A 14,275-nucleotide genomic window follows, 5' to 3' on the forward strand; every position below is an offset into this window, starting at 1 on the left:
CTACCCTCTGAACGCCGGCGGATACCGGCGTGCGAACCAGGCGCCCAGCGCCATCAATGCCAGCGACGCCATCAGATACAGCGCGGTGGACGCGGCAAACACTTCGAACGAACGGAAGGTGAGGTTCTCGATCGCCTTCACCTGATAGGTGAGCTCGGCGACGCCGATCACCATCGCCAGGCTGGTGTCCTTGAACAGGATCAGCGTGCGATTGATGAGCGGCGGCACGCCGATGCGCAGCGCCTGCGGCACCAGCACATGCCGCAAGGCGCCCCATGCGCTCAGGCCTACCGAACGCGCGGCCTCGCCCTGCGTCGCGGGGATCGCGCGCAGGCCCGAGCGTATGTCTTCCGACATGTAGCCGCTCACGTTCAGCGCCAGCGCAATCAGCGCGAACATGAACTCCGTGTCGCCCCGGTTGAGCCACAGGCGGATGCCGTCGGGCAGGATCTGCGGCATGCCGAAGTACCACACCATGATCTGCACCACGGTCGGCACGTTGCGGTGATACTCGACGAACGCGGCCACCAGCCACTGCAAGGGCTTGAACGGCACGCTGCGCAGGCATACCAGCACCAGCGACACCGCGAAGCCCAGCAGCCACGCGCCGGCAAACAGCCGGAACGTGGTCTGTACGCCTTGCCACAGGAGCTGCGCGTAGTTCCCGTCAGTCAGGAACGAGAGATCGAACTGCATGATGGCCCCCGCCGTGCTCAGGGCGCCGCCACGGGCTCGACCTTGAATTCCCGCTTGAGCTTGTAGATCGAGCCAGCGCCCAGCCACTTGTCGAAGTTCGCCGACAACGCGCCGCTCGCATCCATATCGGTGATGACCTTGTTGATGGCGGCAAGCATGGCCGGGTTGCCCTTGTTCACCACGAGGCCGATGCGCTCGGTGTAGGTGGGCTCACCGATCAGCACGGTGGGCGCGCCCTTCTCCTGCGACTCGACCTCGAAGCGCTTGAGCACCAGCTCGCCAGCGGTGAAGCCCTCGACCTTGTCGTTCTGCAGGCCGAGATAGCACGACGCCACGTCCTGGAACGTGAGCACCTGCGATTTGTCGAGCACGCGCGCGGCAACGGCCGCCGAACTCGAGCCCTTCGATGCGCACACCTTCTTGCCCGCAAGGCCGGCGAGCGAGGTGATGCCGGCATCCTTCTTCACCAGGACCTTGATGCTGCCCTGCAGATACTGGAGGCTGAAATCCACCTGCTGGGCGCGCTCGGGCAGGTACGCCATGGCGCCCGCCACCACATCCACGCGGCCCATCTTGAGCTCGGGAATGCGCGCCTCGGTCGAGAGCGGCTTGTGCTCGAGCGTCACGCCCAGGCCCTGCGCCAGCGCCTTGCACATGTCGACGTCGTAGCCCACGAACGAGCGCGTGGCCGGATCCTGGAAGGCATACGGCACGCTGGCGTTCTGCGTGCCGCAGACAAGCTTGCCGCGCTTCTTCACGTCGTCGAGCACATCGGCATGCGCGCTACTGGCCAGGGCGAGCGCCCCCGCCAAGGCACCTGCGCTCAACCCCTTGATGCAAACAGACTGCAAAACCCTGGTGTTCATTTTTTTCCCCTTAGGTTTGTCATGCCGGCGTGTGCGCCGGCTGTGCTGCTGCGAAGGCGCGGCCACGCAGGCCGCGCCCGCCCCGCCCGTCAGGCCGGCATGGGCGGCAGGCGAAACGTTGCGCGCTCCTGCGCGTCGATCTGATGGATCAGGTCGGTTTCCCATGCCAGATACTGGCGCGCCGCGGCCTTGTTGCCGTCGTGCCGGTCATGCACGAAAAACAGGTAGTCGATGCACTGCGCGTCCGGCGGGGACTGCGGCGTGGCCACGACTTCCCTGCCCGCCGCCCGCACCGCGTCGGCATCCCAGCGCAGCCAGGCCTGTTCGCCGCGATGGCCCTGTTCGCGCAGCGTGCGCGCCGCCAGCGCCGCCACGCCGGACTCGTCGGCGACGAACAGCACACGCGCGTCGGCGGCCACGGCGGCGTCCGCCAGGCGCGCGCGGATCGTCCACTCCGCCGCCGGCAGATGCGCGGCGCGATAGGCCATGCTCGAACGCACGTCGAGCATGCGCGCGTCCGGCGCATGCCACGCCGCCAGCGCGTCCGGCAGCACCTGCGGCAACGCATCGACCGCGGCAGGCAACGCCGCCGCAGCGGGCAGCTGCGCCTGCAGCCCTTCGCGCAACACGAAGGCCTCCCACCCCATCTGGCGCAGCCACGATGCCACCGCGGGCGCGCGCACGCCTTCGGCGTCGAACAGCACGAGACGCGCACCGCGGCATGCCACGTATTGATCCGTGGCCTGCATCAGCTGGCCACCGGGGGTGTGCTGCGCGCCCGGCAGGGAGCCGGCGGCGAACTCTTCGGGCGTGCGTACGTCGCACAGATACGTGCTGCGATCGGACTGCGCCAGCCACTGCGCGACCGTGTCGGCATCGACGAATTCCACGGCGTGCTTTTCCGCCAGTGCGCGCGAACGGGCCCGCAGCCGTTCGTCGACCGTGCCGGCGTCGGGATACTTGCGGCGCGCCCCGTGTTCGAGCGGCAGGTCTTCGAGATACCAGCCCTGCGTGCCGTTCTCCAGCGCGAGCACCGGGTTGTCCACACCCAGGTTGATGAGGGTCTGCGCGCCGATGATGCTGCGCGTGCGGCCGGCGCAGTTGATCACGATGGTGGTCGCGGGATCCGGCGCCAGCAGCTCGGCGCGCAGCGCCAGCTCGCCATTCGGGCAGCAGATGCCGCCCGGGATGTTCATCTTGTTGAACTCGCCGAGCGGCCGGCCGTCGAGCACGACCAGGTCGTCGCCGCGCGCCTGGCGTTCGGCCAGTTCGCGCGCGCTGATGCGCGGCGTGTGGAACGCCAGTTCGGCGAGTTCGCCGAAGGTCTTGCTCGGCACGTTGACGCCGGCGAACACCGCCAGCCCCGCCGCACGCCAGCCTGCGATGCCGCCGTTCAACACATGGACCTGTGGATAAGCCATGGCGCGCAATGCGCGCGCCGCCAGCGGTGCCACGCCGTTGCCGTCGTCGTCGTACACCACCACGCGCACGGACTGGCGCGGCATCAGGCGGCGCGCCTCGAGCTCGAGGCGGCTGAACGGCAGCGGCACGGCGTAGAACAGATGGCCTTCGCCATAGAGCCCGTGCTCGCGCACGTCCAGCAAGGCGATCTCGTCGCCGTCGTGCAGCCACTGCTTGAGCGTACGTGCGTCTATGCCGGCGCTTGCCGCAGAAGAGGAATTCTCGGGGGAGTACGTCATCGCGTTGCTTGTGTGTTCAGGGATGAGAAGGGGAAAGACATTGCATGGCCAGCCGCAGGTCCTCGATCAGGTCTTCGGGGTCTTCCAGGCCGATGTGCAGCCGTAGCATCGGGCCGTGACCGGTCCAGTCGGAGAGACTGCGCGCGGCGCGCATGTTGACCGGCACCACCAGGCTTTCGAAGCCGCCCCACGATGCGCCCAGGCCGAAGAGCGCGAGCGAGTCGATCATTGCCTCGACCGCCGCCTGCGTGATGTCGGCGCGAAACTCGACCGTGAGCAGCCCATTGGTGCCACGGCAATCGCGGCGCCAGCGATCGTGCGACGGATGATCCGGCAACGCGGGGCTCCACACGCGCGCCACAACCGGTTGCGTATGCAACCATCTCGCCACCTTGAGCGCGGCCGCGCCGTGCGCCGCCATCCGTACCGTGAGCGAACGCATGCCGCGCAGCACCAGCCACGCGTCGTCCGCCCCCACCGTCTGGCCGAAATCGATGCTGGCCTGCTGGACCGCCGGCCAGGCGCGCGCATTGCATACGACCGCGCCCATCATCACGTCGGCGTGGCCGCCCAGGTATTTGGTGGCGGCCAGGATGGAGATGTCGGCGCCCAGCGCCAGCGGCTGGCACAGCACGCCGCACCCCCAGGTGTTGTCCACAGCCAGCAGCGCACCATGGCGATGCGCGAGATCCGCCACCGCGGGCAGGTCGATCATCTCGTAGGTGAGCGAGCCGGGGCTCTCCGCATAGATCAGCCGGGTTTCGGGGCGGATGCGGGCGGAAAGGTCGCTGCCGTCAGGTGGGTAGAACTCATAGGCGATGCCGAGGCGCGAGAGATGGTTGGCGCAGAAGCGCCGCACCGGTTCGTACACCGCGTCGGTGATCAGCACGTGGTCGCCCGCGCGCAGGGCCGCCAGCAGCACCACGGCGATGGCGGCCTGCCCGGTGGGATAGAGCTGGGCGCGATGCCCGCCCTCCAGCGCCAGCAAGGCATCCTCGAGCGCGTGGGTGCTGTCGGTGCCGCGCGCGCCATACGAGGCGAGGCGTTCCTTCTCGCGGCGCTCGCGCGTGTCGCGCCACTCGGCCACCGAGTCGAATACATAGGTGCTTGCGCGGGTGACGGGCGTGTTGATCCAGCCGCGATGCGGCCGGCCCGCGCGCAGCAGGCGCGTCGCGGGCTTGTGGGTCGTGGTCATGGGATCAGCGGCGCGTCTGCACGCCGATGGGCATGACGCTGCAGGTGTGGGTGTCGAGGTCGAAGGCCAGGCGCTGGTCCAGCGTCTCGAGCGCACGGCCATACATGTGCAGATGGCGGATCACGCTGTCGCCCTCGATCTGGACGGCGTGGATGTCGTCGGGCATCAGGGCGATGCCCTGCCCCGGCGCCACCGTCACGACCTCGGCCAGGCGCAGCTCGCCGACGCCGGGCTGCGCGCCATCGTCGAGGCGTTCGTAGACGAAGTTCTTCTCCACGCCCTCGACGGCTGCGATACAGGCCCAGGTGGTGTGGTTGTGCGGCACGATCTTCTTGCCCGGCCGCATCACGTTCAGATAGAGCGCGTACGACTTGTCGGCGTCTTCGCTGATGAGGTAGCGGGCCTGGCGCTCGTCCGCCTCGGGCGCGGGATAACGGTCCGCCTGCCACCAGCTGGTTTGCCCCGCCAGCGCCACGAGCTGATCCAGCACCTGCGCGAGGCTGTCGCGGTTCAGGCCTTTATTATCTACAGTGTTCTTTATATTTCCGATGGCTTGGGAAATCGCTTGCTGCTGCGGATGCTCACGGCTCATTTGCGTACAACCCCTTGGTTTTAGGATTCGTTGGGTACACTGTACGCAGCGGCGCATCGCAGAACAATTTAAATTGTCGACGCAACGCATTAGCATCGCTGAAGTTTCCTAGGGAAAACCATGCGTCATCTCGAGCTCGACCTGCTGCGCACGCTGGTGGCCATCGCCGATGGCGAGACCTTCGCGGTGGCGGCCGCCAAGACCCACAAGACCCAATCGGCCGTGACCCAGCAGATGCAGCGGCTCGAGGCCATGCTCGCGCTGCCGCTGTTCGAGAAGCAGGGGCGCAACAAGCGCCTCACCGCGCACGGGGTCAAGCTGGTGCAGTATGCGCGGCACCTGCTGGCCATCAACGACGAGGCACTGCGCGCGCTGCAGGACGAGCAGCTCGAAGGCCAGCTGCGACTGGGCGCGCCACACGATGTGGCCGACACCATCCTGCCCACCGTACTCACGCAGGTGGCGCGCTATCTGCCGCGCATCAAGCTCGAGATCCGCGTCGACCGCAGCCCGTTCCTCATGACCGCGCTGGCCGCCGGCGAGATCGATCTCACCATCTCCACGCGCTTCGACCCCGAGCTCGAGGGCGTGGTGTTGCGCACCTCGCCCACCGCCTGGATCTGTTCCGCCGATTACGTCCACGATCCGTATGCGCCGGTACGTCTGGTGCTGGCCGACGAACCGAGCATCTTCCGCCGCATCGCGCTCAATGCACTGGAACAGTCACGCGTGCGCTGGCATACCAATTACGTCGCGCCCAATCTCGTGGGCATCAAGGCGGCCCTGCGTGCCGGCCTGGGCGTGACGGCGCGCAGCATCGAGCTGCTGGGCCCCGACATGCGCGTGCTGGGCGAAAAAGACGGCTTGCCGCCGCTGCCGGACGTGAGCTATTTCCTGTGGCTGCGGCCGGACCTGATCAATCCGCTCACGCGCCATGTCTATGAGATGCTGAAGGAGAAGCTGGGCCTGGCGGGGCATCGCGCGCAGGCGGACTGGACACCGGCCGGCAATGCGGCCGGCCAGGATCAGTAGCGGTCGAAGAGCGCCTGGATGTCGGCGCGATCGCGCCTGGACATGAGGGCGAGCGTGAGCAGCACGCGCGCCTTCTGCGGGTTGAGCTCGTACGCTGCGATGAAGCCGCCGTGGTCGTCATCGACCTCGATGTTGCGGCCCACCGACCCCGAGCCGCAGCGCGTGCTGCGCACCACGGCAACGCCGTTGCGCGCCGCATTCATCAGCGCATCGACGGCGGCATCGGTGGCGTTGCCGTCGCCCACGCCGGCCAGCACGATACCCTGGGCGTGCGACGCCATGAAATCGATCAGCACGCCGTCCATGTCGGCGCAGGCATACGCGATATCGACGCGCGGCCATACCGTGGCGGGCAGCTGGTCCAGCGGAAACACCTTGGCCGCCGCGGCGCTGGCGATGCCCGATTGACCATAGAACGTCACCCGGTTGCCGCGCACCACACCGGCGCGGCCGGCGTTGGGCGAATCGAACGCGTCGACGCCGCCGCATGCCATCTTCTGCACGTGACGGGCGTAATGGACCTCGTCGTTCATCACGACGAGCGGCCCGCGATCTTTCGCCTGCGCCGACGCGGCTACGGCCACGGCGCTGTGGATGTTGCGCGGACCGTCGGCGCTGATGGCGGTGGCCGGACGCATGGCGCCGACCAGCACCACCGGCTTGGCATGCGGCAGCACGAGGCTGAGGAAATACGCGGTTTCTTCGAGCGTGTCGGTGCCGTGCGTGATGACGACGCCGTCGACCGCATCGCTGCGCAGCAGCTCATCGACGCGGCGTGCCAACGCGTGCCAGACCGCGTAGGTCATGTTCTGGCTGCCGACGTTGACCAGCTGCTCGGCCTGGATCTGGGCGAGGCTCGCGAGCGACGGAATCGCCTCGAGCAGCGTGTCGACCGAGAGCGCGCCCGACTTGTAGCCGCTGCCGCTGGTTTCGGTCTGGGCGCCGGCGATGGTGCCACCGGTGGCGATCAGCGCGATGCGCGGCAGGCGGCGTTCAGGCATCGATCACTCCGGACAGGCCCTGGCGCTCGAGCAACGCGTTGAGGTGCTCGTAGCCGTGGAAATCGATCACGATCTGGCCCTTCTCGCGCGCGCCGACCTTCAGCGTGACGCGCGTGCCGAGGTGATCGGACAGCGCCTCTTCGAGACGGGTGAGATCGCGCGAGGCGCCATTGGCCTTCTTGCGCGGCGAGGTCTCGGCATCCTTGAGCGTCTTGGTGACGAGCTTTTCGGCTTCGCGCACCGACAGGCGCTTGGCGATGACCTGGTTGGCGAGCTGGATCTGCGTGGCCGCGTCGGCCGACAGAAACGCACGCGCGTGGCCCATGTCGATGTCGCCGGCCAGCAGCATGGTCTGCACCGGCGACGCCAGGTTGAGCAGGCGCAGCAGATTGCTGGTGGCCGAGCGCGAACGACCGATGGCTTGCGCCGCCTGCTCGTGCGTCAGGCCGAATTCGTCGAGCAGCCGCCGCACGCCCTGCGCTTCTTCCAGCGGGTTGAGATCTTCGCGCTGGATGTTTTCGATCAGCGCCATCACCGCGGCGTGCTCGTCCGCCACCTCGCGCACCAGCACCGGCACTTCTTTCAGGCCGGCCAGCTGCGCGGCACGGAAGCGGCGTTCGCCGGCGATGATTTCGTAGTGACCGACATCGGCGCCATTGAGCGCGCGCACCAGGATCGGTTGCATGATCCCTTGCGTGCGAATCGAGTCGGCCAGCTCGTTGAGCGCACCCTCGTCCATGCGCGTGCGCGGCTGGTACTTGCCGGCGCGCATCTTGGACACGGGCAGGACGGAGGGGGGGCCTTCCGCCCGCACGGGTTCTTTGCCGAGGTTGTCGATGGCGGGCGCGTCGGCGCCCAGCAATGCATCGAGCCCGCGGCCCAGGCCCTTGGGTTTCTTGGTGGCCATAACGATGAGTTCCTCTTTCCTTCAGCCTGTACTCTGGTTCTCGATCACTTGCCCACGGCGGCAGGCAGCGACCGATACCAGTATGAATAACAATCCGCGAAACCAAACCGCGCATACAATGCGCGGGCAGCGATGTTGTCCGTCTCGACTTGCAGGTACGCGTGACGGCTGCCACGCGCAGTTGCGCGCGCAAGCAGTTGCGTGACGAGCGCGGCGCCATGGCCTTGCCGGCGCTGCGCCGGGTCGGTCACGACGTCGAAGATGCCGACCAGGTCGTCTTCGAGCACGGCGAGGCCGGCGGCCACGACGGTGCCATCCGGTGTACAGGCCACGACGGGCATCGCATCGACCACGAGGCCGGCGAGCCGGGCCGTGTGCTCGGCAACCGCCGCTGCACTCGCGCCCTTGAGCCGGCCCACCTCGGCTGCGAACACCTGCGGCGTGACGTCGCGGTATTGCATGCCTTCGACGACCTGCGCCGGTGCGGCCGCGGTGAGGTCGGCGCGCATCACGCAGGTGCGGTCATACCCCTCGTAGCCGCGTTCGGCCAGCGCGTGATCGAGCCCGAAATCGGGCCCGATGGACGTGAGGCGAAACACCACCGGCTGACCGGTGCGCGCATACCATCCGTGACAGTACGCCAGACGGTCATCGAGCGCGCGTGTGGATAACCCGAGGATGTTGATGCTGCGCATCCGGCGCGCCGGCGACGGTGCGCATCGCAACAGCCACCCGTCGTAGAAGACCTGCTCGCGCACCGCCGTGGCGTTGAGCGCGGCCTCCTCGATACGCGCGAGCAAGGCATCGCGCGTCTGCATGACGGGGGTGAATGCGGTGGGTGCGGCAGCAGCCAGATTCTCGAGCATCATGATGACCGGATCAGTTCATTTCCTTGACGCGCTCGATCATCTCGGCGCCGAAAGAGATGTAGGCCTGCGCGCCGCGCGAGTTGCGGTCGTAGACCACGCCCGGCATGCCGTAGCTCGGCGCTTCGGCCAGGCGCACGTTGCGCGGCACGACGCTCTTGAACACCTTGTCGCCGAAGTGCGCCTCGAGCTGCGCGGAAACCTGTTGCTGCAGCGTCATGCGCGGATCGAACATGACACGCAACAGGCCGATCACGCGCAGATCGTTGTTGATGTTGCGGTGGACGCGCTTGATGGTGTTGACCAGGTCGGACAGACCTTCGAGCGCGAAGTACTCGCACTGCATCGGAATGATGACGCCATGCGCCGCGGCCAGCCCGTTGAGGGTGAGCAGCGAAAGCGTGGGCGGGCAATCGATCAGCACGAAATCATATTGGTCGGCCACGCTGTCGATCGCGCCCTTGAGCTGGCGTTCGCGTTCGTCCATCTGCACCAGGTCGATCTCGGCACCGGACAACTCACGGTTGGCCGGCAGCACGTCGTAGCCGCCGGACTCCGAGCGCACGCGCGCGTCGGCGATCGTCGATTCGCCGATCAGCACCTGGTACAGGTTCGCGGGCAGCGCATTCTTGTCGATACCGCTGCCCATGGTGGCGTTGCCCTGGGGATCCAGGTCGACCAGCAGCACGCGCTGGTTCAGCGTGGCCAGGCCCGCCGCCAGATTGATGGCGGTCGTGGTCTTGCCCACCCCTCCCTTCTGGTTGGCGATGCAGAAGACGCGTGCGGATTTGCTGGGCGGTATTGAGTTCATTGGTTTCCTTGACTGCGGCGCATCCAGATGAGGCAACGCTGCGCGTCGAGCTCGGGGACGTTCAGGGTTTGAATGTCTTCCACTTTCCACTCGCCCTGCGCAGCCAGCGCGGCGAGTTCATCATCCGGGACCTTGCCTTTCATCGCGACGAGGGTACCACCGTTGCGAACATGGCGGCCCGACCAGGCTGCGAAATCCTGCAGGGACGCAAATGCGCGTGAAATCACCACGTCGCATTGCGCGGGTTCGACCTGTTCGATGCGTGCGTGCAGCGCATGCAGATTGGGCGCATGCAGCGCACCGCTCATCTGTCGCACGAACGCGGTCTTCTTCTCGACCGCATCGACGCAGGTCACGTCCCACTCGGGTTGCATCAGCGCCAGCACGACACCGGGCAGCCCGCCGCCGGAACCCACGTCGAAGATCCGCGCCGGTCCGTCGCCCAGGTGCGCACGCAAGGGACCGACGATCGAGAGGCTGTCGAACAGGTGCTGCACCAGCATCTGGCCCGGGTCACGAATGGCCGTCAGGTTGTAGGTGCGGTTCCAGCGCTGCATCTGGGCGACATAGCGCAGCAGCGCCTCGCGCTGCGCGGCGTCGGGCGCGAGACCCAGGGCCTCGCATGCCTGCGCGAGCCGCGCTTCGGCGGCCGGATCGTGGACGGCTGCGTTCATGCTGCGGCTTGCTTGCGCGAGCCGTAATGCAGGCGCTTGAGATGGATCAGCAGCAGCGAGATCGCCGCCGGCGTCATGCCCGAGATCCGGCCGGCCTGGCCGATGGTCTCGGGACGGTGCGTCTTGAGCTTCTGGCGCACTTCGAACGAGAGGCTCGTCACGGCGTCGTAATCGATGTCGGCCGGGATGGGCTGCTGTTCGTGATTGGCGTGCTTCTGCACCTCATCGCGCTGGCGCGCAATGTAGCCCGCGTACTTCACCTGGATTTCGACCTGTTCGGCCAGCACGTCATCGCCGAGCACGCCCGGCCCGCCCAGCAATTCGCCGTCGGCGCCGCGCGCCTGCATCAGGCCTTCGTACGACACATTCGGCCGCTTCAGCAGATCCGATAGTGAGTACTCACGTTCGATCGCCTTGCCCAACAGCGGCTCGGCCACCTCGGCCGGCAGGGTGCGCGGGTTGAACCACGTCGACTTCAGACGCTCGACCTCGGCGGCCACCGCATCGCGCTTGCGATTGAAGGCATCCCAACGCGCATCGTCCACCAGGCCGAGCTTGCGGCCGATCTCGGTGAGGCGCAGATCGGCATTGTCTTCGCGCAGGCTGAGACGATACTCCGCGCGCGAGGTGAACATGCGATAGGGCTCCGTGACGCCGCGCGTCACCAGATCGTCGACCAGTACACCGAGGTAAGCCTCGTCGCGACGCGGCGTCCAGGGCTCTTTGCCCTGGGCCTGCAGGGCCGCATTCAGCCCGGCCAGCAAGCCTTGCGCGGCGGCCTCTTCATAGCCGGTCGTGCCATTGATCTGGCCGGCAAAGAAGAGTCCGCTGATGCTCTTGGTCTCGAGCGTGCTCTTGAGCGCGCGCGGGTCGAAGTAATCGTATTCGATCGCATAGCCGGGCCGCAGGATGTGGGCGTTCTCCAGGCCGGGCAGCGAATGCAGCAATGCCAGCTGCACGTCGAACGGCAGACTGGTCGACACGCCATTCGGATAGACCTCGTGCGTGTCCAGCCCTTCGGGCTCGAGAAAGACCTGGTGCGAGGCCTTGTCGGCGAAGCGATGGATCTTGTCCTCGATCGAGGGGCAATACCGCGGCCCCACCCCTTCGATCACGCCGCTGTACATCGGCGAGCGGTCGAGACCGCCCCGGATGATGTCGTGCGTGCGTTCGTTGGTGTGGGTGATCCAGCATGGCAACTGGCGCGGATGCATCGCCGCGTTCCCCATGAAGGAGAAGACGGGAATCGGATCGAGGTCGCCGGGCTGCTCTTCCAGGATCGAGTAGTTGATGGTGCGGCCATCGATCCGCGGCGGGGTGCCGGTCTTCAGGCGACCTTGCGGCAGCTGAAGCTCCTTGAGGCGTTGCCCCAACGAAATCGCCGGCGGATCTCCCGCGCGGCCACCCGAGTAGTTCTGCAGTCCCACGTGGATCAAGCCATTGAGGAAAGTCCCGGCGGTAAGCACGACGGTGCGCGCGCGGAACTTCAAACCGACCTGCGTGACGGCGCCGACGACGCGGTCGCCCTCCACCATCAGGTCTTCGACGGCCTGCTGGAACAACCAAAGGTTGGGCTGGTTCTCGAGACGACCGCGGATCGCCTTGCGGTAAAGCACGCGATCGGCCTGTGCGCGCGTGGCGCGCACGGCCGGGCCCTTCGAGCCGTTGAGAATGCGGAACTGGATCCCCGCCTCGTCGGTAGCAATGGCCATTGCTCCGCCCAGGGCATCGACCTCTTTGACCAGGTGTCCTTTGCCAATACCGCCGATCGACGGATTGCAGGACATCTGCCCAAGGGTCTCGATATTGTGGGTAAGCAGCAGCGTCTGGGCGCCTGCGCGTGCAGCTGCCAGCGCGGCTTCGGTGCCGGCGTGACCGCCACCGACGACGATGACGTCAAATTCGCGGGGGAAATCCATGATGGGGGAAAGATGAAAGAGCTTTGAGCTGCATTATAGAGGCTGCCCATGGCATGTTTCACGTGAAACATGGTAAGGCTCCCAAAAACAACGGAAAAGTGGATGACTAGCGTGCCCCAGCACCCGCCTGGGCGGGGGTTCACGCCGGTTACGTGCCCGATCCGATCAGGGAGCAAGCACTAACTCAGTCCGCGGGTAGCGCAGGCCGCCTGCCCTGCTTGGCGGCGGAAGTATGTTCCACGTGAAACATCGCTCGCCGACAAGCCTATGAATGTCTTCGTAAGTCATGGTCCTGGCTACGCAAGAGAGCGAAAACAGCAGCGAGCGGGCCTGACCTTGGCCACCAGGTTCGATGTTTCACGTGGAACATCGCCCAGGCATGGCACACCCTGAACCCAGATGAGAACAGCTCGCATTTGTCGAGCGAGTGGTTCTACTCGATTTCGCTTATGCAGACGACGTTCCACGTGAAACATCGCGCGAAAGGCGATTGATCCGTGACAGCAGCTGGTGTTCCACGTGAAACATCGGGCGGGACTTAGCCCTTGAAACCGCTGTCTCGCCTGCCAAGGCAACGCCCCGATCACCGAAAGCAATGAGCTACTCCGGCGGATCTCGACAAAAACAACGGACATTTTCGCCCTATACCTACCCTAGGCCAAAAACATCCTCATTATTCGCGCACGCCGTCTCCCGAAAACCAAGGTGGTTTGTGCGGAGAACCGATGGCAGTGGATGAGACGGAGCAGAAGCCCCGGCGCACTCTCGATGCCGGACGCCTCACCCCGGAGAAGGTTTCACGTGAAACAACGGCACGGGCACGCCACATGCGGTAGCGTCGAGCTGGGCTGCAGCTTCAAAAACCCGCTGGGCGCGCACGCGCTGACACTGCGCTGCGAGACGAATAGATCCCTTTCGGCCCGCGTTCCAGGGTGGACCGCACCACTGCGCAAGCACAAGGGCGACTCTTGATTCGAGCCGATAGTCCGGGATTGGTTCCTGCAATTGCCCGGATATCCACAGATGTACCCACAGCCGTTCGACCCGCAATCGTGAGCGTGTCCAGGGCCTCGGACCGGCACCAAGCTCGGAAAATGCGGTGCCTCCAGCAGTGGCGTCATAGGGGAAACGGGGGAAGCGCCGCTCCACTTCCTCGCAGGGCCAACCCTGTCCAAGCGGTCTACGCCGAATGGTGGAGGCGATTTCTCCACAAAGTTGTCCCCAGAAAAAGCCAGCCCCCTGACAGCCATTCTGGGCGGCAACCCGCCGAGGTTCCGCGTGGATAAACATGTGGAGAACGCGCGTGTCGCGGACCCGCGAGCAAGCGATGCGCCCCACCCTTTGCCGTCCAAAAAATCGGCCTTGCTGGCCAAGTCCGTGGACAAGCCTGTGGAGAACGCGCGGCTCTCCGCGCTGCGCTACGCATGCCGCTCGGCATGGATGGGCAAGGCATCGCCGCCGGTTTCTCGTGGAAAATTTTGTGGAGAACTGCAGCGGTCGGCGCCCCGATACCCGGGCAAGGTCACAACTTTTCCCTGGTGAATCAATGCATAACTCCGCCCCGCGCCCATCCTGCCCCTGGGGAAAAAATTGTGCAGAACTCGCGCCCGAGGTGCGGCCTACGGCCCCTGGATCCGTCGCCTGGCCCTCCCCGATGCCTATCTGGGCCCGCCCTCCTGACGCGGGCCTGGCCAAGGCCGGGCTTACGTGAAGAGCCGTGTGGGCAACCAGTGCCCTGCCCCTGCCCCTGCCTTCGCGGCCGGGACGGAGCCGGTGGGGTTCAACGTGGAATCGGTGTGCCTCCGGGCCGGCGGGCCCACCCACCCCGAACTGCCGTGGCTTCCCACGCCACCGCCGGCCACCTGCGGCGAGCGCGGCGAGCGCCGCGGGCGACACACGAGTTACCCACACCCTCGCGCACCCGGACATCGCGGGGCCGCCAAACGCCACAGGCAGCGCTGGGGTGCGGCGAGTCCGCGTGGACAACGCTGTGCAGAACTCTGTAGGCAGGCGCTC

The 14,275-nt window shown here is 66.4% G+C and carries 12 protein-coding genes; 1 reads left to right on the forward strand and 11 read right to left on the reverse strand.

The features are described 5' to 3' along the window. From CEG14_RS25490 to CEG14_RS25510, 5 genes are all read right to left on the reverse strand, one after another. Window positions 1–696: an amino acid ABC transporter permease gene (locus CEG14_RS25490; RefSeq protein ID WP_094829202.1), complete on the reverse strand. Its 696-nt coding sequence runs from the start codon at window positions 694–696 to the stop codon at window positions 1–3. 17 nt (window positions 697–713) lie between these two features. Continuing rightward, complete coding sequence (locus tag CEG14_RS25495; RefSeq protein ID WP_256986063.1) at window positions 714–1,523, reverse strand: ABC transporter substrate-binding protein; 810 nt, start codon at window positions 1,521–1,523, stop codon at window positions 714–716. Window positions 1,524–1,651: 128 nt separating this feature from the next. Beyond that, complete coding sequence (locus CEG14_RS25500) at window positions 1,652–3,262, reverse strand: rhodanese-like domain-containing protein (RefSeq protein WP_094829204.1); 1,611 nt, start codon at window positions 3,260–3,262, stop codon at window positions 1,652–1,654. 16 nt (window positions 3,263–3,278) lie between these two features. Then, a complete protein-coding gene (gene metC, locus CEG14_RS25505; RefSeq protein WP_094829205.1) occupies window positions 3,279–4,457 on the reverse strand; it encodes a cystathionine beta-lyase in 1,179 nt (392 codons plus the stop codon). 4 nt (window positions 4,458–4,461) lie between these two features. Then, window positions 4,462–5,049, reverse strand: a complete 588-nt coding sequence (locus CEG14_RS25510; protein WP_094829206.1) for a cysteine dioxygenase family protein — start codon at window positions 5,047–5,049, stop codon at window positions 4,462–4,464. Window positions 5,050–5,169: 120 nt separating this feature from the next. Between CEG14_RS25510 and CEG14_RS25515 the strand changes: the two genes are divergently transcribed. Beyond that, window positions 5,170–6,081, forward strand: a complete 912-nt coding sequence (locus CEG14_RS25515; RefSeq protein ID WP_094829207.1) for a LysR substrate-binding domain-containing protein — start codon at window positions 5,170–5,172, stop codon at window positions 6,079–6,081. Here CEG14_RS25515 and CEG14_RS25520 read toward each other — a convergent pair. The 6 genes from CEG14_RS25520 to mnmG all read right to left on the reverse strand — a co-directional run bounded on the left by CEG14_RS25520 (window position 6,075) and on the right by mnmG (window position 12,259). Beyond that, a complete protein-coding gene (locus CEG14_RS25520) occupies window positions 6,075–7,082 on the reverse strand; it encodes an asparaginase (protein ID WP_094829208.1) in 1,008 nt (335 codons plus the stop codon). The genes CEG14_RS25515 and CEG14_RS25520 overlap by 7 nt on opposite strands. After that, window positions 7,075–7,989, reverse strand: coding sequence for a ParB/RepB/Spo0J family partition protein (locus CEG14_RS25525; protein ID WP_094829209.1), 915 nt, complete (start codon window positions 7,987–7,989; stop codon window positions 7,075–7,077). Before CEG14_RS25525 ends, CEG14_RS25520 begins: the two co-directional genes overlap by 8 nt. Window positions 7,990–8,033: 44 nt before the next feature. Further along, on the reverse strand, window positions 8,034–8,807 hold the full coding sequence (locus CEG14_RS25530; RefSeq protein ID WP_176461373.1) for a GNAT family N-acetyltransferase: 774 nt from the start codon (window positions 8,805–8,807) through the stop codon (window positions 8,034–8,036). Window positions 8,808–8,868: 61 nt separating this feature from the next. After that, window positions 8,869–9,666, reverse strand: a complete 798-nt coding sequence (locus CEG14_RS25535) for a ParA family protein (RefSeq protein ID WP_094829210.1) — start codon at window positions 9,664–9,666, stop codon at window positions 8,869–8,871. Next, window positions 9,663–10,340, reverse strand: a complete 678-nt coding sequence (gene rsmG, locus CEG14_RS25540) for a 16S rRNA (guanine(527)-N(7))-methyltransferase RsmG (RefSeq protein ID WP_094829211.1) — start codon at window positions 10,338–10,340, stop codon at window positions 9,663–9,665. Before rsmG ends, CEG14_RS25535 begins: the two co-directional genes overlap by 4 nt. Next, a complete protein-coding gene (gene mnmG / locus CEG14_RS25545) occupies window positions 10,337–12,259 on the reverse strand; it encodes a tRNA uridine-5-carboxymethylaminomethyl(34) synthesis enzyme MnmG (RefSeq protein WP_094829212.1) in 1,923 nt (640 codons plus the stop codon). Before mnmG ends, rsmG begins: the two co-directional genes overlap by 4 nt. Window positions 12,260–14,275 lie beyond the last annotated feature (2,016 nt).

This window comes from Bordetella genomosp. 1 (assembly GCF_002261335.1).
Classification (GTDB): domain Bacteria; phylum Pseudomonadota; class Gammaproteobacteria; order Burkholderiales; family Burkholderiaceae_B; genus Bordetella.

What these genes read in the sequence shown, in the direction of transcription:
- CEG14_RS25490 (WP_094829202.1), bottom strand. Translation starts at nt 696, where the DNA reads ATGCAGTTCGATCTCTCGTTCCTGACTGACGGGAACTACGCGCAGCTC.
- CEG14_RS25520 (WP_094829208.1), bottom strand. Translation starts at nt 7,082, where the DNA reads ATGCCTGAACGCCGCCTGCCGCGCATCGCGCTGATCGCCACCGGTGGC.
- metC (WP_094829205.1), bottom strand. Translation starts at nt 4,457, where the DNA reads ATGACCACGACCCACAAGCCCGCGACGCGCCTGCTGCGCGCGGGCCGG.
- CEG14_RS25535 (WP_094829210.1), bottom strand. Translation starts at nt 9,666, where the DNA reads ATGAACTCAATACCGCCCAGCAAATCCGCACGCGTCTTCTGCATCGCC.
- CEG14_RS25500 (WP_094829204.1), bottom strand. Translation starts at nt 3,262, where the DNA reads ATGACGTACTCCCCCGAGAATTCCTCTTCTGCGGCAAGCGCCGGCATA.
- CEG14_RS25515 (WP_094829207.1), top strand. Translation starts at nt 5,170, where the DNA reads ATGCGTCATCTCGAGCTCGACCTGCTGCGCACGCTGGTGGCCATCGCC.
- CEG14_RS25530 (WP_176461373.1), bottom strand. Translation starts at nt 8,807, where the DNA reads ATGCAGACGCGCGATGCCTTGCTCGCGCGTATCGAGGAGGCCGCGCTC.
- rsmG (WP_094829211.1), bottom strand. Translation starts at nt 10,340, where the DNA reads ATGAACGCAGCCGTCCACGATCCGGCCGCCGAAGCGCGGCTCGCGCAG.
- CEG14_RS25510 (WP_094829206.1), bottom strand. Translation starts at nt 5,049, where the DNA reads ATGAGCCGTGAGCATCCGCAGCAGCAAGCGATTTCCCAAGCCATCGGA.
- CEG14_RS25525 (WP_094829209.1), bottom strand. Translation starts at nt 7,989, where the DNA reads ATGGCCACCAAGAAACCCAAGGGCCTGGGCCGCGGGCTCGATGCATTG.
- mnmG (WP_094829212.1), bottom strand. Translation starts at nt 12,259, where the DNA reads ATGGATTTCCCCCGCGAATTTGACGTCATCGTCGTCGGTGGCGGTCAC.